Origin of the sequence: uncultured Ruminococcus sp. (assembly GCF_947301925.1) — a bacterium.
Classification (GTDB): domain Bacteria; phylum Bacillota; class Clostridia; order Oscillospirales; family Ruminococcaceae; genus Ruminococcus.
This window is the reverse complement of sequence record NZ_CAMYUE010000001.1, coordinates 333,149-354,866: the sequence shown is the minus strand read 5'-3', so window position 1 is coordinate 354,866 and position 21,718 is coordinate 333,149. Positions and strand designations below refer to the sequence as shown.

Annotated in this window: 16 protein-coding genes; 6 read left to right on the top strand and 10 right to left on the bottom strand. The window is 46.1% G+C overall.

Annotated elements, in window-relative coordinates; all coding sequences use genetic code 11:
• Positions 1–8: 8 nt before the first annotated feature.
• From Q0Y65_RS01665 to Q0Y65_RS01655, 3 genes are read right to left on the bottom strand one after another with little or no spacing between them, the layout of a single operon-like run.
• Entirely contained in the window at positions 9–2,702 is a 2,694-nt protein-coding gene (locus Q0Y65_RS01665) for a transglutaminase family protein (protein ID WP_297956047.1), read from the bottom strand.
• Entirely contained in the window at positions 2,702–3,895 is a 1,194-nt protein-coding gene (locus Q0Y65_RS01660) for a DUF58 domain-containing protein (protein WP_297956044.1), read from the bottom strand. Before Q0Y65_RS01660 ends, Q0Y65_RS01665 begins: the two co-directional genes overlap by 1 nt.
• Positions 3,896–3,904: 9 nt before the next feature.
• Positions 3,905–4,858, bottom strand: a complete 954-nt coding sequence (locus Q0Y65_RS01655) for a MoxR family ATPase (protein ID WP_297956041.1) — start codon at positions 4,856–4,858, stop codon at positions 3,905–3,907.
• Positions 4,859–5,301: 443 nt separating this feature from the next.
• Between Q0Y65_RS01655 and Q0Y65_RS01650 the strand changes: the two genes are divergently transcribed.
• The 6 genes from Q0Y65_RS01650 (at position 5,302) to Q0Y65_RS01625 (ending at position 14,007) form a co-directional block, all read left to right on the top strand.
• Complete coding sequence (locus tag Q0Y65_RS01650; RefSeq protein ID WP_297956038.1) at positions 5,302–6,288, top strand: cell wall hydrolase; 987 nt, start codon at positions 5,302–5,304, stop codon at positions 6,286–6,288.
• Between the two features lie 172 nt (positions 6,289–6,460).
• Positions 6,461–6,811, top strand: coding sequence for an arsenate reductase family protein (locus Q0Y65_RS01645; protein WP_297956036.1), 351 nt, complete (start codon positions 6,461–6,463; stop codon positions 6,809–6,811).
• Between the two features lie 102 nt (positions 6,812–6,913).
• A complete protein-coding gene (locus tag Q0Y65_RS01640) occupies positions 6,914–9,421 on the top strand; it encodes a heavy metal translocating P-type ATPase (protein ID WP_297956033.1) in 2,508 nt (835 codons plus the stop codon).
• A 128-nt stretch (positions 9,422–9,549) separates the two neighbouring features.
• The gene (locus Q0Y65_RS01635; RefSeq protein WP_297956031.1) at positions 9,550–11,529 is read left to right on the top strand and encodes a toprim domain-containing protein; all 1,980 of its coding nucleotides are present in this window, start codon (positions 9,550–9,552) and stop codon (positions 11,527–11,529) included.
• A 12-nt stretch (positions 11,530–11,541) separates the two neighbouring features.
• Positions 11,542–11,766 carry a hypothetical protein gene (locus Q0Y65_RS01630; RefSeq protein ID WP_297956029.1) on the top strand — a complete coding sequence of 75 codons (225 nt, stop codon included), beginning with the start codon at positions 11,542–11,544 and terminating at the stop codon, positions 11,764–11,766.
• Positions 11,767–14,007: a DNA topoisomerase (ATP-hydrolyzing) subunit A gene (locus Q0Y65_RS01625; protein WP_297956027.1), complete on the top strand. Its 2,241-nt coding sequence runs from the start codon at positions 11,767–11,769 to the stop codon at positions 14,005–14,007. It begins immediately after the preceding gene.
• Between the two features lie 38 nt (positions 14,008–14,045).
• On the opposite strand, the gene Q0Y65_RS01620 is transcribed toward Q0Y65_RS01625, so the two are convergent.
• The 7 genes from Q0Y65_RS01620 to ftsH form a co-directional block, all read right to left on the bottom strand.
• Positions 14,046–15,020: an aldolase catalytic domain-containing protein gene (locus Q0Y65_RS01620; RefSeq protein WP_297956024.1), complete on the bottom strand. Its 975-nt coding sequence runs from the start codon at positions 15,018–15,020 to the stop codon at positions 14,046–14,048.
• A gap of 181 nt (positions 15,021–15,201) precedes the next feature.
• On the bottom strand, positions 15,202–15,870 hold the full coding sequence (locus Q0Y65_RS01615) for a lactate utilization protein (RefSeq protein ID WP_297956022.1): 669 nt from the start codon (positions 15,868–15,870) through the stop codon (positions 15,202–15,204).
• A 69-nt stretch (positions 15,871–15,939) separates the two neighbouring features.
• Complete coding sequence (raiA, locus tag Q0Y65_RS01610) at positions 15,940–16,467, bottom strand: ribosome hibernation-promoting factor, HPF/YfiA family (protein WP_297956019.1); 528 nt, start codon at positions 16,465–16,467, stop codon at positions 15,940–15,942.
• Positions 16,468–16,606: 139 nt separating this feature from the next.
• Positions 16,607–17,968 (bottom strand): penicillin-binding transpeptidase domain-containing protein, encoded by a 1,362-nt coding sequence (locus tag Q0Y65_RS01605; RefSeq protein WP_297956016.1) that lies wholly within the window; start codon positions 17,966–17,968, stop codon positions 16,607–16,609.
• Complete coding sequence (locus tag Q0Y65_RS01600) at positions 17,965–19,260, bottom strand: FtsW/RodA/SpoVE family cell cycle protein (RefSeq protein WP_297956014.1); 1,296 nt, start codon at positions 19,258–19,260, stop codon at positions 17,965–17,967. Before Q0Y65_RS01600 ends, Q0Y65_RS01605 begins: the two co-directional genes overlap by 4 nt.
• The gene (locus tag Q0Y65_RS01595) at positions 19,250–19,669 is read right to left on the bottom strand and encodes an FHA domain-containing protein (protein WP_297956011.1); all 420 of its coding nucleotides are present in this window, start codon (positions 19,667–19,669) and stop codon (positions 19,250–19,252) included. Before Q0Y65_RS01595 ends, Q0Y65_RS01600 begins: the two co-directional genes overlap by 11 nt.
• A gap of 133 nt (positions 19,670–19,802) precedes the next feature.
• Positions 19,803–21,704: an ATP-dependent zinc metalloprotease FtsH gene (gene ftsH, locus Q0Y65_RS01590; RefSeq protein ID WP_297956008.1), complete on the bottom strand. Its 1,902-nt coding sequence runs from the start codon at positions 21,702–21,704 to the stop codon at positions 19,803–19,805.
• Positions 21,705–21,718: the final 14 nt, after the last annotated feature.

Below are 21,718 nucleotides of genomic sequence, written 5' to 3'. Positions count from 1 at the left end.
ACTCACTCCTATCTCAGTACATTGATATATGTGAACATCAGTCTGTCAAAGAAGTTTGACTTATCATATATGGTCTGTGAGATCGACTCGACTGTCTTTTTGCACTCTTCTATCTCTTCGGCAGTGGGTGTTTCCTGACTGAAGCTTGCTCTGAGAGCAACATCTGTCAGCTTTTCAAATCCGCCTTCTTCAAAGTAAACGCCTCCGTAGGATTTTTCAACGTCTTTTGCAAATACCTTGAAGTTGCCGTTCTCGCTTCGCATTTCCAGTACTTTCAGCAGCTTTTCTGCGTAAGCGTACATACTTCTTACCTTTGTTTCGGCCTTGCCGGTAGTAAACCTCATGTTTCTTGTTTTTAGTATAAGATATCTTCTGAGAATAATGAGGCATATGATAAGCGCAAAAATAAACAGTGTTATCAGAAGATTTTTCAGGAACCTGGGGATATGTATGCCTGTACCCTTTCCTTTGCCGGGACCGCTCCTGTTTACGGTAGTTGTCTTTTGAGATGTAGATGCCGGGGCAGTTGATGTGGCAGACTGAACTCTTGTGCCGGATGTTGTGGTTATGGCAGCCTCAGTGGTCGTTGTTTCGGATACAATAGTGGTAGTTGACTCAGCTGACGTGGAGGGCTGGGTATTTACTTCCTGAGCAGAATAGCCTGCTGTGAACTCAAAGGGGATCCAGCCTATGCTGTCCAGATATATCTCTGCCCATGCGTGGCTCCTGTTGTCCTTGACCTCGATCTTTATGGAACCGTCTGAACGCTGCTCACCGTTAAGCTGATCCTTTTCAACTATGACATAGCCTGTTGCGTAACGAGCGGGGATACCAGCCATTCTTGCAAGCATTACACCTGATGTGGCGTAATGGGTACAGTAGCCCTTCTTGTTCTCAAGCAGGAAATAATTCACAAAATCACGGTTTGAAGGAGTCTTTCTCGGATAGAGCGAATAGGTGCACTCCACGGACATACGGTCGCGTATTGCATAAAGAGTAGCCAGCTCGCCTTCGAGTGAGCCGTCGTTATAGGAAAGTATATCCGAATAGGCGTCTTTGACCTCGGCCATTGCGTCGGTATCTGGGACTTCGAGATAGTTCTGATATACAAAGTCTCTGTAGCTGTTCTGAAGCAGCTCCGACAGCAGGGCGTCGCCGTTGTATGCCATATAATCAGGAGAAGCGGGGATACCGTAATCTACGGGGAAATAATCCTCATATGTTATAAGGTCATTGTCGGTGCAGTATTTCAGTATCTTTTCACGATAAAACCTGTCCCTGATATCAGACGCAGAGTATACAGCGCGTGAAGACTGTCCGTTTGTGCTCTGGGATACTGAGAGCAGCGCAGAGGCAATGGCATCGGTGTCGGTGTTGATGAATTTGTAGGAGCACTCACCCTTTTTAGGGTTTTTGCCTGAGACCGTCAGATCCTTGTTATAGTTCATGTCGCCCACATTTACGGTGCCGTATGGGGCGTAAAGATGCTTGCTTTTCTTGGAGCTCGGCTTTATCCATATAGTGGTTTCCATTGAGCTGTTGCCAAGCATTTTGATGAAGGTCGCCGGAAAGTCCTGAGGATATATCTCATAGTCCTTGAAATCGTCGAATACCTTGTTTTTATAGGCTGACGCAGGCAGCTCGAACCATTCATTCTTCTTGTATATGGAGCCTGAGTAATCCTTCAGGTAGATGGCTCCTTGTACGGGATTTTCAAGTGTAACGGTAACATCTGTAACGTTCTTGTATCTTACATGGTCGTTTGTGCCCAGCTTGTGGTTTTCGTACTCAAAATCCAGACCGATGGCATTGGTGAGATTTGAAAGGCTTTCCGCAAGATTCTCAAAGGAGAAATCATTGAGCGCCTCTGTGATATCCTTGCGCTTCTGATCGAGCTTTTCGCTTCTCTTATAGTTGGTGATCTTCAGGAAGCAGGTCGATACGGCAGCAATAGCCACAACAGAGGCTATGATGAGCATACCGCATTTTTCCGTGACCTTCAGCTTCATATGCCGTTTCGGGAAAAACAGGTCGTTTTTTCGCACAAATCCGCTTTGTCCGCCGGAGTATTCGCCCACATCGATGGTGGACATGGCAAGAAGTGCCAGCCAGAAGGCGATACACAGCACGCCCCAGAAAACAGGAACGCTTATACCGTTGTACATTCCTATCTCGAGGACGGGGAAGGTCACCATGAGCGGCAGCACGGGATTGGGCCGGCAGATAGTGAAGAAGAATATCACTATGGCAAGCAGCCATATATAGAAGAAGAACAGCGTGTTTACCGATGAGACTTCAAGAGTCGATTTCAGCCCCTTGTAGTAATCTATATTTGAATGATAAGCGTCTTTATATATAATATTGTATATGAATTTGAAGCCCATGGCAATCTTTTCGGATTTTCTGTAGGCGGACAGTACAAACAGCACCACAGAGGCTGCGTAGCCCCATAGCGCTTTTCCTGACACCAGAGCCATGGTAAGGTATATCGCTCCGAAGCCGAGTACAACAAAAACCAGAGTGTCCTTATCATAATTGAATGAGAACATTCCGAGGAATGCCATGATAATGGATATATAGCCTATCAGCGCAATAGCGGCCGAAAAAGGCTTGCGGTAATTGTCGTGCTTCTTCTTGACAGACATTACAATGCTGTCACTGATAGTAATACCGTTTTTGTTTTGTATGTTCTTTCTTTTCATTATATATCTATGTCCTTTATCGAGGCAGATATCTTGCCAACAGCAACAGGGATGATGTTAAGAGACTGAAAGCCTCCCATCCCTTCTGTAATTGTATCTGCCGAGTTTGTGACAAGAATAGCGTTTTTGAAGTCCGCTTCAATGTTTTCGTCGATATGATCAAGTATCTTCTGATCGCTTGAAGAAGTGATCAGAGTAAAGGAAGCAAATGAAAGCGATGTTTTTTCCATGAAATACATCTCGGGGGACTGACAGAAAAGATCGTCCTTGAAGGAGGTGATTATCTCATGGATAACAGCGATGAGGTCCGAATTGTCGGTGATGGTATGCTCCACGAATCTGCTGACGGAAGCATTAAAGAAAACAACTGAATGACCTCGTTCATTTTCCAGCAGGAACTGCGAAAGAGAGAGCACGGTCTCTATAAGAGTATCAAAGATCGGGAGAGTCATTTCGCCGTCCTTGTAGCATTTCAGGTCGAGGAAGATCGAACAGGGCACATCTATGGGAAGACTGTAGTCCTTGACGATGAAATCGTCCTTTTTGGAACTCAGCTTCCAGTGTATACGGTTGAGCTTGTCACCCTGATTGTATTCTCTCAGGTCGAAGACCTCGGACGGATCGTCACCCGGCTTATACTCCGAGAAAACGTCGCTTTCCTCGTTTACTCTGTCGGTATAATGTACTATACCGCTTATCTCGTGACCTTCGGGCATTACCGCAACGTCTGTGCGGATGTTTTTTGCTGTCCTGAAGCGGAATATCCTCAGGGGATCGTAGAGATTGAGATAAGCGGAGCGTATCTTGATTATACCGCAGAACTTAGAACTGAGCTGGAATGTGATCCTCTGGGAATTATTTGCCTGTATGGGCAGATAAAGATCGAAAGCCGAGACCTGGTTGCTGAATACATTATAATATTCTATGTGAGCCTCTGCCTTGCCGATGGGGAAAATGCTGTCATTGGTGACCACCAGCTGAACAGGGAAGTCCTTGTTCTTGGGCACGTTCTTGTCCTTGACGGCGAACTCCACAGTAATATTACGTTTGGCGATATAGGTTATTATGAACATTATAACAGGCAGTGCCGCTATGATTATGAGCAGTATGAGTGAAAAATCCCAGACATAAAGAACATAGAAGCACAGACATACTATTATAAGTATAATAAACAGAATTTTTGTCAGAATCATGATACAGCCTTATTTTTCACCGATACCGGGGACGGGAACGGTCTTCAGTATCTCGGTTATGATATCCGATGCGCTTGTATCGGAAAGCTTTGCCTTTGAGTTGAGCATGATCCTGTGCTCGAATACATCGTTGCATATATAAGAGATATCCTCGGGGATAACATAGTCTCTTCCCATAGCTACCGCAATACCCTTTGAGAGCTGCATGAGCGCCAGAGTGCCTCTGGGGCTGACGCCGAGCTTGAGCATGGGGTGCTTTCTTGTAGCAGCCGAAAGAGAAACTATGTACTCATAAATCCTGTCGTCAACATAAATGCCGGAAATATACTCCTGAAGCTCTGTAATGAACGAAGCGTCCGCGACAGGCTGTACGCTTTCGAGGGGGTTATCGTTGTGCTTAGCCTTCAGGATAGTTACCTCGCCGTCGAAATCAGGATAGCCCATGCTGAGCTTTATCATAAAACGGTCCAGCTGAGAATCGGGAAGGTTATGAGTACCTGCGGATCCGATGGGGTTCTGGGTAGCTATAACGGTGTAAGGCTCGGGGAGCTTGTATGTGTTGCCGTCAACAGTAATGCTCTTTTCCTCCATGAGCTCCAGAAGAGCAGACTGAGTCTTGCTGGAGGTACGGTTTATCTCGTCGGCGAGGAAGAGATTGCAGAATGCAACACCTGGACGGAACTCGAACTTTCCGTTGCTCTTGTTGTAAACAGAAAAACCGGTTACGTCTGAGGGGAGGACATCGGGCGTGAACTGCATACGGTTATGCTCAAGAGAAAGAGCTTTTGAAAATGCAAGAGCAAGAGTGGTCTTGCCCACGCCGGGGATATCCTCGATGAGGATGTGGCCCTTGCACAGCATAGCGAGAAGAGCCTTGATGATGATCGCGTCCTTGCCTATGACGGCTTTTTTAACCTCGGCAATGACTGAATTGATTTGATTTGTATAATACGTCTTGTTCATATTGCTACTCCTGTAAATTTTGTTTATACTATTATATTATAACATTAACGGCTGATTATTGCAATAGCTATCTGTATATTTTTGCAATATGCCTATGTAATTATTCAGTTACTTTTTTTGCACTTGAATCCCTTTGTCGGGAAATGAGATATTAACGATAAATAGGCATTTTGTATCGGCGGAACCCTTGTGTGGGTGCTGCCCGATGTTACTATTTTGTAATAAATTGATGTTAAAAAAGATACCGCGTTAACTGCGCGTTCATATTTAAGACATAAAAAAGCCATCTAAACTGTGCAGATTTACTTCGGCGTCGCGATTTATGTGGAAAAAACAAGCCACAAAATGGAAAAAATCCTGAAAGTATTGATATTTCGTAGGATATGTGTTATCATATCATCAGCCCGAAAAAAAGAAATACTTTTTCAGGAAAGGATGAGTTGATGGGTAATCTCAGAGCCGCAGCGTTAGCTTGCGGAGTAGTTGCTTCAGTTCTGGGCGGAGGTTTCGGAGTTGCATATCTTACTTCTTCAACCGTAAGCACAGCTGATCTCGTTACTGAGGAAAACGCAGACGACCCTGTCGTCCCCAGTTTTGCCGCTTCAACAGCCGCTAATACTACATTTGCTGCTGATAACGAGAAGTCTACTACATATAACAGAACAACCACCAAGAAATCTTATACAGCCGAAAATACAACGGCTGCCAGCACATTCTCAGTGTACAAGCAGGAAGGCACAACTTCCGTGTACAGTACAGAGGCCGCTACAGCAGCTTCACAGATTTCAAGATCGGTGCCTGCACCGGCTCACGCGCCGGCTGCACTTACACAGCCTTCAACACAGGCCACCACAGCGGCAAAGATCGTCGCTAAGGTAACATCTTCAGCGCCTGCAAAGGCTGCAAGCACGGCTACACAGCCTGCTGCAACAACGACGACAACTATCGCTACGACAACAACGACCACCACGATCGTGACAACTACAACAGCAGTTGAGACTACAGAAGCTGCTCCCGAAACGACCACCGCATACGTCGAAGTAGTGGAAGAGCCTGTAGTAACAGATGTTGAAGTAGTTTCCGAGAATGAGTCACTGCCTATTACCGATGAGGAGTATATCATGCTCTGTAACGCAGTCGCACACGAAGCAGGCTGCAATTGGATAAGCACTACTGACAAGGCGTATGTCGTAGAGGTGATCATGAATAGAGTTAATTCACCAAGATTCCCGAACACGATTTACGGCGTTCTTACTCAGCCGTATCAGTTCTCGGGAGCATATGGATATGTAAATTTGGGCACATATTCACAGACAGTCACTCAGAGCGTCAAGGACGCAGTAACACTTTACTTTACAGAACCCGAATCCTTTACTCAGGGTTACGTTGGTTTCTGGGGTGACGGATACAGCAACCACTTCTACAAATAAGAAATTACAGTCGGCGTACTGCCGGCTGTTTTTTGTTATCGGCAGCGGGTTGATTTTGTATCGGAAATATGATATAATTTCAGAGTAATGCAAACTGTATTTGCTCACCATATATATAAACGACACAGAAGGCTGAAATGTAACATTTTTTTGAAAAAAACGGAGGTATAATATGAAATTTATATGCTATCCTAAATGTACAACCTGCCAGAAGGCAAAAAAGTGGCTTGACGACAAAGGAATGTCCTATGAGCTCAGGGATATCAAGGAGTATAATCCTTCACTTGATGAGCTCAGGGAATGGCATAAGCTCAGCGGTCTTCCTCTGAGGCGTTTCTTCAATACAAGCGGACTTATCTACAGATCAATGGATCTCAAGAATAAACTTCCCGAAATGTCAGAGGAGGAGCAGCTCAGACTGCTTGCTTCCGACGGTATGCTTGTGAAGCGGCCTCTGCTCATAACCGACAGTAAGGTGCTCGTAGGATTCAGAGAAAAGGATTACGAGGAGAATATCAGATGAAAAAAGCGGACCCCTTCGTCCGCTTTTTGTGTTAACCAAGGCTAATTGACAGCTTTTTCCGTATCTGGTATAATTATCCTAAGAAAAGACGGAGGTGTATGAATGAAGCAGTACAACGTAACGGGAATGAGCTGTGCAGCCTGCAGCGCAAGGGTCGAGAAGGCTGTTTCATCATTGGACGGAGTAACATCATGCTCAGTGAGCCTTCTTACGAATTCAATGGGAGTCGAAGGCAGCGCATCCGATTCCGATATCATAGCAGCTGTCACCAAAGCAGGCTACGGCGCTTCCGTGAAGGGCGGGGCGTCTTCTGCTTCAAAAGGTGCTGATGACAGCCTGAAGGACACCGAGACTCCGTTGCTGAAGCGCAGACTAATTGCGTCACTTGGATTCCTCCTTGTTCTCATGTATATCTCAATGGGACATAATATGCTGGGACTGCCCCTTCCGTCATTTATGGCTGAAAATCATGTAATGATCGGCATAATACAGCTTCTGCTCGCGGCTATAGTTATGATAATCAATCAGAAGTTCTTCATTAACGGATTTAAGGGCGTCATACACCGTTCACCGAATATGGATACTCTTGTTGCTCTTGGTTCGGGAGCGGCTTTCATCTACAGTACTGTTGCTCTGCTGGCTATGACCGATTCGCAGATGAAGGGGAACACCGAAGCAGCGGCAGCTTATATGCACAGCTTCTATTTTGAGTCGGCTGCCATGATACTGACGCTCATAACAATAGGAAAGATGCTTGAAGCACGTTCTAAAGGAAAGACTACCGACGCTATAAAGGGGCTTATGAAGCTCTCGCCCGATGAAGCGGTAGTTATCCGCGACAGCGAGGAGGTCAGAGTTCCTGTTGAACAGGTCAGAAAAGGAGATATATTCGTTGTAAGACCGGGAGAGAGCATACCTGTGGACGGCGTCATAACCGAGGGCGAAAGCGCAGTGAATGAATCTGCCCTAACAGGCGAGAGCATACCGGTTGATAAGACCGTTGGAGATACTGTATCTGCTGCAACGATCAATCAGTCGGGATTTCTCAGATGCGAGGCAACAAGAGTGGGCGAGGATACCACGCTCTCTCAGATAATAAAAATGGTCAGCGATGCAGCTGCTACAAAAGCGCCTATTGCCAAGATCGCCGACAGGGTTTCGGGTGTATTTGTGCCTGTAGTCATAGCTTTGGCCATAATAACGTTTGTTGTATGGCTTCTTGCAGGCAGACCGCTGGGGTATTCACTGGCAAGGGCTATATCGGTTCTTGTAATAAGCTGTCCCTGTGCGCTTGGACTTGCAACTCCCGTTGCCATTATGGTTGGCAGCGGTGTGGGAGCAAAAAACGGGCTTCTTTTCAAAACTGCCGTATCTCTTGAGGAGACGGGGAAGGTGAATATTGTCGCTCTTGACAAAACGGGTACAATAACAAAAGGACAGCCGCAGGTCACGGATATAATAACAGCCGACGGGACTGAACGCAGTCAGCTCCTTGAAATGGCGTATTCACTTGAAGTAAAAAGCGAACATCCACTTGCGGCGGCGATCGTTGCATACGGCAGTGAAAATGGCATATCAGCATTTGAGGTGACCGATTTCAGGGCTGTTGCCGGAAACGGCCTTACAGGCAGCTATGGCAGCAGTGTTTTATCGGGGGGCAACTATAGCTTTATCAGTAGCAGAGCTGATATCCCCGATGATATGAGAGCTGCCGCCGATAAACTGGCAGAAGAGGGGAAGACTCCTTTGTTCTTTGCAAAGGACAGTACGCTGACAGGCATTATCGCTGTTGCCGATGTAATAAAGGAGGAAAGTCCTGCCGCCATAAAGGAGCTTCGCGACATGGGCATCCATGTTGTTATGCTTACAGGAGATAATGAGAGAACGGCACAGGCTGTGGGGCAGCAGGCAGGCGTTGATGAGGTCATAGCCGGAGTTCTTCCCGAGGGCAAGGAGGCTGCTATACGGAGTCTGAGGAAAAAGGGCAGAGTAGCTATGGTGGGCGACGGCATAAACGACGCCCCTGCGCTTACTGCTGCTGATATGGGCATAGCAGTCGGGGCAGGCACGGATGTTGCTATAGACGCTGCGGATATAGTATTAATGAAAAGCAGCCTGAGAGACGTTCCTGCCGCTGTGAGACTGAGCCGTGCCACACTGCGGAATATAAAACAGAATCTGTTCTGGGCGTTCATATATAACATAATCGGTATACCTCTTGCGGCAGGCGTATACTATAAGCTTTTCGGCTGGCAGATGAATCCCATGTTCGGTGCGGCGGCAATGAGCCTTTCCAGCTTCTTTGTGGTATCTAATGCCCTTAGACTGAATCTGCTGAAGATATACGACAGCCGCCGCGATAAAAAGCGCAGCAGCCCTCCGCCGTCGCAAGCTGAGACAGGTTCGGCGGTTATAAAAGTCAAAGGTATGATGTGCGGACACTGTGAGGCAAGAGTGAAAAAAGCACTTGAAGAACTCCCGTTTGTTGATGAAGCTTCACCAAGTCACGAAAACGGAACTGCGGAGCTTAGTATATCGGGCAGTTTCGATGAGAATGCCGTGAAAAAGGCAGTTACCGATGCGGGATATAAATATCTTGGCGTAAAATAAGAGAAAAGCAGTCATTACGGCTGCTTTTTCAGTATATCGGGAGATTTTTGCTGCGCACTTGCAAAAATGTTTCAGATGTGTTATAATTATCAAGTATGCATAAAAACGTGACTGAAAGGCAGTGGATTATGGCTAAGAAACAAGATTACGGCAATGACAGTATCTCAATGCTGAAGGGCGCGGACAGAGTCCGCAAGCGTCCTGCTGTTATATTCGGCTCAGACGGTCTTGACGGCTGTGAGCATTCTATTTTTGAAGTCATCTCTAATTCCATCGACGAGGCTCGTGAGGGCTATGGCAATAAGATAATCATAACTCATTTCAGAAACAACGAGATAGAGGTGGAGGACTTCGGCCGCGGCTGTCCCGTTGACTATAATAACAACGAAAAACGCTATAACTGGGAGCTTGTGTACTGCGAGCTCTACGCAGGCGGTAAGTATGATTCGGCTGCGGAATCCTATGAGTACTCACTCGGACTCAACGGACTCGGTCTGTGCTCTACACAGTATTCCTCGGAGTTCATGGACGTTGAAGTTATTCGTGACGGTTACAAGTACGATCTGCACTTTGAAAAGGGTAACAATGTAGGCGGTCTGAAAAAGGAGCCATGCAAGAAAAAGCAGACAGGTACCAAGACACGCTGGCGTCCCGATCTGGAAGTGTTTACCGATATCAATGTATCGGACGAGTTCTTCTGTGATATACTGAAGCGTCAGGCGATAGTTAACCCCAATATTCTTTTTGTTTTCCGTTCAGAGAACGAAGCAGGCGGCTTCAATGAGCAGGAATTCTTCTATGAATCAGGTATAACAGAGTATGTTCAGGAGATAGCAGGGGAAGGCACACTGTCCTCCATACAGCACTGGACGGCCGAGAAGAAGGGAAGAGACCGCGAGGATAAACCCGAATACAAGGTAAAGCTTGACGTTGCGCTTACTTTCTCAAATAAGGCAAAGCTCACCGAGTATTATCACAATTCCAGCTTCCTTGAGCACGGCGGTTCTCCTGCCGAGGCGGTGAAAAGAGCTTTTCAGGCTCAGATCGACAGCTATATAAAGTCTATTAACGGCTACCAGAAAAACGAGAGCAAGATCACCTATGCAGATGTCGAGGAATGTCTTGTGCTGGTTTCTTCATCGTTCTCCACTCAGACTTCATATGCAAATCAGACTAAAAAGGCTATTACGAATAAATTTATCCGCGAGGCAATGACGGAATTCCTTCGTCACCAGCTGGAGGTATACTTTATCGAAAATCCCGATGAAGCCCAGAAGATCGCCGAGCAGGTGCTCATAAACAAGCGCAGCCGCGAGAATGCCGAAAAGGTTCGACTCAATGTCAAGAAAAAGCTTACAGGCACTATTGATCTTGCCAATATGGTAGAGAAGTTCGTAGACTGCCGTACAAAGGACGTTTCACGCCGCGAGATCTATATAGTGGAGGGCGATTCGGCTCTCGGTTCCGTAAAGCTTGCGAGAAACGCAGAGTTCCAGGCAATAATACCTGTCCGCGGAAAGATACTCAACTGCCTTAAAGCTGAGTATGCAAAGATATTCAAAAGCGAGATCATCACCGATCTTATCAAAGTACTGGGCTGCGGAGTTGAAGTAACTACCAAGGCAAACAAGGAGCTTTCAAATTTTGATATCAATAATTTCCGCTGGAGCAAGATAGTAATATGCACCGATGCGGACGTTGACGGCTTCCAGATAAGAACACTGATACTCTCTATGCTGTATCGTCTTACTCCAACACTTATCGAGCAGGGATATGTCTATATAGCTGAGTCTCCGCTTTTTGAGATAAATACCAAGGAAAAGACATATTTTGCCTATACTGAGCAGGAAAAGCAGCGCATACTTGATATGATCGGCGAAAAGAAGTACACCATTCAGCGCTCGAAAGGTCTCGGTGAGAACGAGCCGGACATGATGAGCCTTACTACCATGAATCCTGATACCAGACGTCTTATCAAGGTTACGGCCGATGATATCACGGAATCGGCTGAGGTATTCGAGATGCTCCTGGGCGATGACCTTCAGGGACGTAAGGACTATATCTCCGAGTACGGTGCCGACTATCTTGAGCTTGCTGATATTAGCTGATGAGGTGAAGCTATGAAAAGGGTAAAGATGACAAAGTGCCGCTTCTGCGGCGGTACCGAATTCATAACAGGATACCAGAATTTTTACGGTGCAGTGTACAGCGCTGACAGCCTGCTGCGCTCTACATCGCTTTATCATACTATCTGCCGCGACTGCGGCAGCGTTATAAGGACCTACGTTAAGGATCCCGAAAAGCTTGTTAAAAAGAGCGAACGACGTAAAGAAGGAGAAGAATAAATGCCAAGGAAGAAGGAAACTCCGAAAAAACAGCCTGTTTTCAAGCACGAGGCTTATATAGAGGGTTCCGGAAGCGTAGTCGACGAGAAGATCACCGATACGCTGAAAAAGAATTATATGCCTTACGCTATGAGCGTTATCATCTCCAGAGCTCTTCCGGAGATAGACGGCTTCAAGCCCTCACACAGGAAGCTCCTTTACATGATGTACAAAAGGGGACTGCTCAGTCCCGACAAGGAGCGTTCAAAGTCTGCAAACGTGGTGGGAGAGACCATGAAGCTCAATCCTCACGGAGATCAGGCTATATATGAGACTCTTGTGCGTATGACGAGGGGCAACGAGGCGTTGCTCCACCCCTATATCGACAGCAAAGGCAACTTCGGAAAGCAGTATTCCAGCAAGATGCACTTTGCGGCTCCGCGATACACCGAGGTAAAGCTTGAAAAGATATGCAACGAGCTTTTTCGCGATATCGACAAGGAGACCATAGACTTCGTACCGAACTACGATAATACGATGCAGGAGCCCACTCTGCTGCCTGCCACATTCCCCACCGTGCTTGTTAACTCCAATACGGGTATTGCCGTATCTATGGCAAGCAATGTCTGCCCTTTTAATCTGGAGGAGGTCTGTGAGACCACCATCGCTCTCATGAAGGATCCCGACCATGATATTATAAGCACTCTGAAAGGGCCTGATTTTCCCGGCGGAGGCCTTATGCTCTATGATGAAGCCGAGCTTAACAAGGTCTACGAGACCGGCAGAGGAAGCATTAAGGTGCGGGCTAAGTACAGCTACGACAAGAGCGCCAACTGCATAGAAGTTACCGAGATCCCTTATACCACAACTATCGAGGCTATTATCGAGAAGATAATCGACCTTGTAAAGCAGGGCAAGATCAGGGAGATATCCTATATCCGTGACGAAACGGATATAGAAGGTCTGAAGATCGCTATCGACCTGAAGCGCGGCACTGATCCCGATAAACTCATGCAGAAGCTTTACCGTCTTACTCCTTTACAGGACAGTTACCCCTGCAATTTCAATATCCTCATAGCAGGTACTCCGAAGGTAATGGGCGTCAGAGAGATACTGACAGAGTGGACTGCCTTCCGCGAGGAATGTATCCAGCGCAGAACATACCATGATCTACAGAAAAAGAAGGAAAAGCTCCACCTGCTGGAGGCTCTGTCCAAGATCCTTCTCGATATAGACAAGGCTATAAAGATAATACGCGAGACTGAAAATGAGGCAGACGTTGTTCCCAACCTTATGATCGGCTTCGGTATTGACGAAATACAGGCAGAGTATGTTGCCGAGATCAAGCTCCGCAATATCAATAAGCAGTATATCCTCCGCCGCATTGAGGAGGTCGACCAGCTGAAAAAGGATATTGCCGAAATGGAGGATATCCTCCGCGATAAGAAGAAGATAAGAAAGATCATCATCAATGAGCTCCGCGATGTCATAAAGAACTACGCAAAGCCCAGAAAGACAATGTTCTATTACCAGTCCGATATTGAGGAAGCCGAGGATATAGACGATACTCCTGATTATGCGGTAAATATCTTTGTGTCAGACAGCGGCTATTTCAAGAAGATAACACCTCAGTCTCTGCGCATGAGCGGTGAGCAGAAGCTGAAGGAAGGTGACTTCATCAGCCAGAGCTTTGAGGCTACCAATAAGACTGATCTTGTATTCTTCTCTGATAAAGCCCAGGCGTACAAGTCTAAAGCAAGCGCATTTGACGACACAAAGGCCAGTGTAATGGGCGACTATATCCCTGCAAAGCTGAGCTTTGACGAGGGAGAGGGCCTGAAAACTCTGGTCCCCACTACAGATTACAGCGGATATATCGTGTTCTTCTTCGAGAACGGCAAGGCTGCAAAGGTTCCCATGAAGTCATACGAGACAAAGACCAACCGCAAGAAGCTTGCAAACGCCTATTCAGCCAAGTCGTCACTTGTGTCTGCTCTGTTTGTGGGAGAGGATGCGGATATTCTTCTCAGGACTTCCAGCGGTCATGCACTTGTGTTCAATACAGGTATGATCCTTCCCAAGTCTACCAGAGACTCACAGGGCGTTCAGGTGATCAATCTGAGGAAGAAGGCTGTGCTATCCTCTGCGGATATCATTATCCCCGAGGATATGCCCGAACTCGAAAAATACAGAGCTAAAAGCGTTCCCGCCGCAGGCAAGCCTGCAAAGGAACTTGGCGACAGCAATCAGCTTACATTCTGAGAACAAAAAGGACTGCTTTACAGCAGTCCTTGATTTTTTTATTCCTGAGAGATTATCTCCTTGTAGAATTCGGAATAATCCTTGCGGTTATCCTTTGTGAACTGTATAGCGGTTCTTGGGTGCTGATTAAAGAGGCCTGTGAGCAGATACTGAAGATCGTAGCCCCATACTGCACCTTCTTCACGGAGCCTGGTCATATGCTTTTCTATGAACTGGAATACGGGGTATACATTATACTTGGGATTTTTGAGGAATCCGAGAAGGAGTTCCATGGCACAGTTTCCTGCGCCTCTGCCCATTGCCGAGTATGTAGCGTCCAGCCAGTCCACTCCGTCGCCCACAGCTTCAATGGTGTTTGCGAATGCAAGCTGCTGATTGTTGTGAGCATGGATACCGATCTTTTTGCCGTATTTTTCAGCATATTCAAGGTAAAGTGAAGCTATCCTTGCCATCTGCTCGGGGTATATTGAACCGAAGCTGTCAACGATATATATAACGTCAACAGGGGTCTGGCCGAGAATGTCGAGAGCAACCTTTATATCGGATTCCTGAGCATTGGATATAGCCATTATGTTGCAGCTTACCTCATAGCCCTTTTTCTTGGCGTCTTCAATCATATCAACAGCCGTAGGTATCTGGTGTGTGTATGTAGCTACACGTATAAGATCAACAGGACTGTTTACGCGCTCGGAGATATCCTGCTTATAGTTGCAGCGTCCGACATCAGCCATTATAGCTATCTTGAGATCTGTATTGTTCTCACCTACAATGGAGCGGATGTATTCGTCATCGCAGAACTTACAGGGACCGAAATCCTCTACCTTGAACATTTCCTTGTCGGCACGGTAGCCGAATTCCATATAATCTACTCCTGCCTTGATATTGGCAATGTAAAGATCCTTTACAAATTCGTCGGTGAATCTGAACTCGTTTACCAATCCGCCGTCTCTCAGAGTAGCGTCTACAACTCTGACATCTGATCTGTAATTCATAAGCTTGGCTATCTCTTTCATAAGTATTCCTCTTTCATTTGATACTGCAGCGCTTTGAAGCTTTTAAGCTTTAAAGCGCTGCGTTTCTTTATATAGTATATCACACTAATACAGATTTGTCAAACGTTTTCGGAAATTTCACGAAATGTATCAAAAAAGCGGGATCAAACAGTATTTTTTATGAGAATCGCTGTAATAAATATCAATAACCCAGTTCCTCACCGACGATTATTACCTTTATCCTTCCCTTATGTCTCTGGTGGGCAGATATGAGGTAATTGCAGCATATCCTTCCGTCACCGCCGCAGCCGTCGCTCATCTGTCTGTCTGCCTTTGAAAGTGATACACATTCGCCCTTTTCCTTGCAGTATGTATCGCAGTCGAGACGAACGCAATTCGGGGGAGCAGCTTCTCTTTTGACTCTTATCTCAGCTTCGGTGAGGTCCTTGACTATTTTATTGTAGCCTGCAATGATAATAACCGACTTCGGACCGTATGCAATTGCTGCGATACGATTGCTGTTTCCGTCCACGTTGTAGAGGACTCCGTCTTCAGTGACAGCATTTGAGCTGGAAATGTAAACGTCGGCAGAGAAAGCCTTGATATACAACTCTTTCACTTCCTCGGGAGTCATCTTCGAGCGGTCAAGGTAATTGTAATCAGGGGAGGAGAGCAGCTCGCTGAGGCCACATTCAGCCATGGTCATTGTTCCGCCGTTGGTGATAACGTCTCCCTTATTGATAAGCGATTTGACGATATCTGCAACATCGCTGCGGTTCTCCGCATAATAGAATTCCATATTGTTTCTGCGGAGCTTCTCGCCAACATTCATTATTCGCTTTTCGATTATAGTTTTCTTATTGTTATCCATAGGTATTCTCCTTTTGTATAAAATCAATATGCGGGACATGAAGCCCCGCATACTGTAATAAACTGTTTATCAGTCGTTGTCAGGTTCGAGAACAGCGTAATTGCCGTCCGCACGCTTATAAACGACGTTGATAAGACCTGTATCAGCGTTTGTGAACATAAAGAACTCGTGATCCAGCATATTCATCTGGAGGATAGCCTCATCGATATCCATGGGTCTCATCTTGAACTTCTTATGCTTGATTACTTCATAATCAACCGAATCGGGAACGGGATAAGCGAAGGCCTCCTTGAAGGCTGTATCCTTCAGCTTCTTTTCGACCTTTGTTTTATTCTTGCGGATCTGTCTGATTATCTTGTCGATAGCGTCGTCAAGGGCAACATATTTATCCTCGGCAGAGCGCTCTGCACGGAAAATGATGCTGTTGTATTTAACAGTAAGCTCAAGTATGATCTGACCTCTGATCTCGGAGATCACGATCTTTGCGTCGGCGTCGTCGCCGAAAAACTTACCGAGTCGGGTATCGATTCTCTTCTCAGCATATTCTGTAAAGTTTGTCGGGATCTGCATTTTTTTAGCTGTGATAGTAGTTTTCATATTAGTCCTCCTTTAAGCTATGTAAAACATAGCTAAGTTTATGGTTATATTATACCATAATATTATAGCGTTTACAATATATTTTTGTTAAATTCGTTTAAATGCACAAAGAGAAAAACATAATTTGTTTAATCTGACATCAATAATTGTTTTTTAAATTATCAAGAAGCACCTGGGCAATCTGCTCTGTAGTAAGATATCCGCTGTTTTTATCCTCGATAAGGATACAGAAGGCGATAGGGAAGGACGGATCGTCCACAAAGCCCACAAGAAGTGAGTTTTCATGCGCACCCTCGTCTACCTGAGCAGTACCGCTCTTAACTCCCACCGTGTAGCCGGCAATGGAATAAGTGTATCTGTCGGCGCCGTTGGTAAGAAGTATCTGTTTGGCAGCTGACGCAGTGCTCTCGGAAAACAGCTTATCACTGTATCTGGTTTTGGCTTTGTTCTTTATATTGCCTTTCAGGTCAGTGACATGATCGATAAAGTAGGGCATTGTCATTCTGCCTGTTTCGTTTGCGATGGCGCTTTCCCACATCATGAGCTGTATGGGACTTACAAGCGTATCTCCCTGTCCGATACAGCCCCACTGAGTCTTGAACTGATAAGAGTCCTCGAGTGTAGTGGAGGCGGTCTCGCACTGTATACCGTCTATGTCGATATATGTGGGCTTACCGCCGTTGAGAACATAGCCGAGCTTTTCGTACTGCTTCATAACTCTGTCAAGAGGCATATCATCGTCTTCGATGAGCTGGGCGAAGAAGGGGTTGCAGCTGTTTTCTACGGCCTCCTGTATATTCAGAGTACCGTGTCCGTAGATGTTATGGCAATCTATTTCGTCGCCTGTTCTGTTAATGTATTTGCCTGTACAGGTGTAGCTCTTGGAATAGAGCTGAGTTGTTCCCATTATTTCAAGAGCGGTTATTACCGTCGAGACTTTCTGTGTAGAGCCGGGAACGGTACCGTAAAGATTCTTTGACAGGAGAGTACCCGATCTGAAGTTCGGCAGATTATCATAGCCTTTTGTAACATCGAGAGACGGAAGGCTGGCGCAGACAAGCATTTCGCCTGTCTTGTAGTTGTATGCGGATACACAGCCGTCCATATTGCCGAAGGCATTGAAAACAGCACGGTTTGAAGCATGGTCGAGAGTTGTGTATATGGCAGCTTTGCCGCCCTCCTGCATAAGTCCGTTGGAGAAATCGTAGTTGTTGAGCTTTTCGATATTTCTTGCAACCAGGGTGTTTTCCATCTGTCCCTTGTCATCGCCGATTATATTTCCCACATCGAGGAAATAATTATCCGGATATGAGCCTTCGCCCGTACCGTCAAAGAGTACATCGCCCGTTCTGTCATACACAAATCCAAGCTCATGCTTGTCAGAGTTCATCATATAGAATGAAGATTCATGTATTATCTTGAAGATAAGCACAGCCATGCCGAGAATAAAAAGGGTGATTATCAGGCTTATCAGCCTCTGTGTTCGTTTTATGCTTTTCATTCCTTCCACCTCCATGCAGGCTCCGGAGCTTCCTGCTTCTTTTTATGTGCAGGCTCCTTGAATACAGGGGACTGGCAGGCCATAAGCATACCTATCATAAGTCCGCTTACCATGAGTGAGCTTCCTCCCGTTGATATAAAGGGGATAGTTACGCCTGTAAAGGGGATAAGGTTGCATGAACCCCAGATATTCAGCGCCATCTGTACAAGAAATGCAGCACATATGCAGGTTGACATGGTGCCATGAAAATATGAACGTGCAGGATTGATAAGGGGGATTGCAGTTATGATTATAATAGTCAGAACAGTCATGAGAGCGTAGAGAAGGCCCCATTCTTCACTTATAGTGGTAAAAACAATATCATTGTCGTATGCGGGTATCTTTGCAAGGGCTCCGAAACCAGGGCCTACACCGAACCAGCCGCCGTTGGCTACTCCTATAAGTGCCTGTGACTGTTGATAGCCGTCGCCCGTCTTGTCACTCCAGATGTCAACGTGAAGTCTGTGCTGAACGTAATCGGGAGCGTACTTCAGACCTATGATAACAAAAACAAGTATCACAGCTCCCACAGCGATAAGCTTTTTCTTGGAGAATTTCGCCTTTGGATAGCATATTCTCAGAAGGAAGCCCACAGCGTAAATACTGAGGAATGTGGGAAGGCTTCCGTAGTCATGTGATTTTACCTGTAAAAGGCATATAGCGGCCATCAGACCGAATAATGCGATATTTTCATACACTACATTAATAAAGAGTATCTTGTGTTTCTTCTGCTGATCGGCGATAGATGTAGCGCAGGCCAGTACAAACAGCGGTTTGATGAACTCTGAGGGTTGAATGGTGAAGCTGCCGAGCTCTATCCACATATTCTCAGCGCTTGTGAAAATAAGAGTTATGAGAATCAACACGCCTATAGCGCCGTAGAAGTACATTTTCTTATCCTGAAGCAGCTTATGATTGCGGCAAAGAATATAGGCACCCTTGCTTGCGGCAAGGCATACGATACAGGTTATGTAGTGCTTTACGTCCAAATGGATCTGTCCGAAGCAGGACTGGAATATGACGCTCATTCCTATTATGAGTATTAGCAGGAAATCAAGTGCGTATGAGGTCTGCCTGAATGCAACGATAGCCACAAAATATGCGATATCCAGTATTATGACAGCAGCGCCGATAACGGCTATCTGGTGGACGTCATCATAGCGTCCGTTAAAGAAGATATTGCAAAGCATAGCCGAATGTGCGATGAGGACGAAGAAACATGAGAATACATAGGCCACAGGATTAGCGTACATTTCCGTCCCTCCTTTTTCTGAACAAAAGGCGGCGGTTGCCAAGCTTTATGATGTCATTCTCGTGGAGAACGGTCTCTCGTGTAAGCTCACCGTTAACAAAGATACCTGACTTTGAGCCGATATCCTTTATTGTCCATACTCCGTCTGCAACAGTCAGCATAGCGTGATATCTTGATACAGAAAGATCGGGGAGCCTTATATCTGCCGATGCATGACGGCCGATAAGCACCTCGTCGCAGCCGAGCTCGTAGGTTTTATCCTGTTCGGCCAGCTCCATATCATTTGAGACTCTGTGCCAGTTTATTCTTGACGACTTCTTCTCACGGTAAGCCGTGAGGATAAGCACAAGTATACAAATATCAAGTGCGGCAGCTGCTACGGCACATAATATAAGATTCAGAGAATTCAAATAAACACCTCCGTATAAAAATGCTTATTATATTATATCATAAAGAGATAATTATTTCAACTTGGGATATGAGGAGCGTTTTAGCAATAAAAATCCCGAAGAAAAAGCTTCTTCGGGACATTTATCAAAGATATCAGATAGTATTATCTTCAACGCCTTCAGACGAAGTTGTTTCGGTAGTATCATCTGAAAGATCGGGAACTAACTCGCCTGTCATGAGCTTTTCAAAATCGTCGCCGTCGATCTTCTCGTACTTGAGCAGATACCTGGCAAGTAAATGGATCTTGTCAGCGTTTTCTTTGAGGAGCTGTAAACAATCGGCGTAAGCCTTGTTGATGATAACTCTTATCTCTTCGTCGATCTGTGCAGCCACTGCCTCGCTGTAATTCTTGGTATGGCCGTAGTCCTTGCCGAGGAATACCTCATCGTTATCAGAGCCGTAAGCAACAGCGCCGAGCTTTGACGAGAAGCCGTACTTTGTGACCATATTTCTTGCAGTAGCAGTTGCACGCTCGATATCGTTTGAAGCTCCTGTGCAGATATCGTCAAGGAAGATCTCCTCGCTGCATCTTCCGCCCAGAAGAACGATTATACGCTCGCGCATCTGATTGCGTGAAACGTGCTGATCGTCGGTATCGGGACGGTGAATGGTCATACCTGCTGCCATGCCTCTCTGGATAATAGTAACCTGATGAACTTTATCCTGAGTAGGAAGTATATATGCAGCAATAGCGTGACCTGCCTCGTGATAAGCTGTGATCTTCTTATCGCTTTCGGTAACGATCCTTGATTTTTTCTCGGGACCTGCAATGACCTTGAGAGTGGCTTCCTCGATATCAGCCTCAGTGATGGCAAGACGCTCGTTTCTTGCAGCGAGGAGAGCCGCCTCATTGAGTACATTTTCGAGGTCAGCGCCTGTAAAGCCCTGAGTAGTTCTTGCGATACGCTGTATATCAACATCGGGAGCAAGGGGCTTGTTCTTAGCGTGAACTCTGAGTATCTCCTCACGTCCCTTTACATCGGGATAGCCTACAACGATCTGTCTGTCAAAACGTCCGGGTCTGAGCAGAGCAGGATCGAGGATATCGCGCCTGTTTGTAGCAGCAATAACGATAACGCTTTCATTTCCTGTAAAGCCGTCCATTTCAACAAGGAGCTGGTTAAGAGTCTGCTCACGCTCGTCGTGTCCGCCGCCGAGACCTGCGCCTCTGTGACGTCCTACAGCGTCTATCTCATCAATGAAAATGATAGCGGGTGCGTGTTTCTTTGCCTGTTCAAAAAGGTCACGGACTCTTGAAGCACCGACACCTACGAACATTTCAACGAAATCAGAACCGGAGATAGGGAAGAATGGGCAGCCTGCCTCACCTGCTACAGCACGGGCAAGAAGTGTCTTACCTGTACCGGGAGGTCCCAGAAGGAGAACGCCCTTGGGCACTTTAGCGCCCAGTTCTGTATACTTTTTGGGGTTCTTGAGGTAGTCAACTATCTCGACGAGCTCCTGCTTTTCCTCGTCGGCACCTGCAACGTCCTTGAAGGTGGCCTTTCGTGCGCTTGCGCCGTTCTTCAGGTTTGCTTTGCCGAAGGTGGTATACTTACCGCCGCCGCCGCTCTGCTTCATCATGAAGTAGAGTATGGCGATACCGAGGATTATTGTCAGAAGAACCGGGATAAGGGAATAGAGCCATGTTCTGTCTGTTACCTTGATATAGTCAAGCTCAAGCTCAGGACCTTTTGGATTATTCTCTTTATACTCCTGACGGTAGTTCTCCGTATCTGTAAGGAATATATTTACATTGGGAACGGTATAATGCTTTTCGGTATCATCGTCTATAAGCTTATAGGTCAGATCGCCTGTACCGAGATCAAGTTCATAGTAACATACCTTGTACTCATCGAAATAACTGATAATCTTTGAATACTCGGTCTTATCGGTATTTGCGTTTATCCTTGAGCTGATAAATACAAGGCAGAATACCGCAATAACGATAAGAAGCAGATAGGTGATAATGCCTTTGCTTTTCTTTGGTGTCAAATTATCCTCTCCAT

What these genes read in the sequence shown, in the direction of transcription:
- raiA (WP_297956019.1), bottom strand. Translation starts at nt 16,467, where the DNA reads ATGAAAACTACTATCACAGCTAAAAAAATGCAGATCCCGACAAACTTT.
- Q0Y65_RS01635 (WP_297956031.1), top strand. Translation starts at nt 9,550, where the DNA reads ATGGCTAAGAAACAAGATTACGGCAATGACAGTATCTCAATGCTGAAG.
- Q0Y65_RS01655 (WP_297956041.1), bottom strand. Translation starts at nt 4,858, where the DNA reads ATGAACAAGACGTATTATACAAATCAAATCAATTCAGTCATTGCCGAG.
- Q0Y65_RS01650 (WP_297956038.1), top strand. Translation starts at nt 5,302, where the DNA reads ATGGGTAATCTCAGAGCCGCAGCGTTAGCTTGCGGAGTAGTTGCTTCA.
- Q0Y65_RS01605 (WP_297956016.1), bottom strand. Translation starts at nt 17,968, where the DNA reads ATGAAAAGCATAAAACGAACACAGAGGCTGATAAGCCTGATAATCACC.
- Q0Y65_RS01665 (WP_297956047.1), bottom strand. Translation starts at nt 2,702, where the DNA reads ATGAAAAGAAAGAACATACAAAACAAAAACGGTATTACTATCAGTGAC.
- Q0Y65_RS01615 (WP_297956022.1), bottom strand. Translation starts at nt 15,870, where the DNA reads ATGGATAACAATAAGAAAACTATAATCGAAAAGCGAATAATGAATGTT.
- Q0Y65_RS01645 (WP_297956036.1), top strand. Translation starts at nt 6,461, where the DNA reads ATGAAATTTATATGCTATCCTAAATGTACAACCTGCCAGAAGGCAAAA.
- Q0Y65_RS01620 (WP_297956024.1), bottom strand. Translation starts at nt 15,020, where the DNA reads ATGAAAGAGATAGCCAAGCTTATGAATTACAGATCAGATGTCAGAGTT.
- Q0Y65_RS01630 (WP_297956029.1), top strand. Translation starts at nt 11,542, where the DNA reads ATGAAAAGGGTAAAGATGACAAAGTGCCGCTTCTGCGGCGGTACCGAA.
- Q0Y65_RS01660 (WP_297956044.1), bottom strand. Translation starts at nt 3,895, where the DNA reads ATGATTCTGACAAAAATTCTGTTTATTATACTTATAATAGTATGTCTG.
- Q0Y65_RS01600 (WP_297956014.1), bottom strand. Translation starts at nt 19,260, where the DNA reads ATGTACGCTAATCCTGTGGCCTATGTATTCTCATGTTTCTTCGTCCTC.
- Q0Y65_RS01625 (WP_297956027.1), top strand. Translation starts at nt 11,767, where the DNA reads ATGCCAAGGAAGAAGGAAACTCCGAAAAAACAGCCTGTTTTCAAGCAC.
- Q0Y65_RS01640 (WP_297956033.1), top strand. Translation starts at nt 6,914, where the DNA reads ATGAAGCAGTACAACGTAACGGGAATGAGCTGTGCAGCCTGCAGCGCA.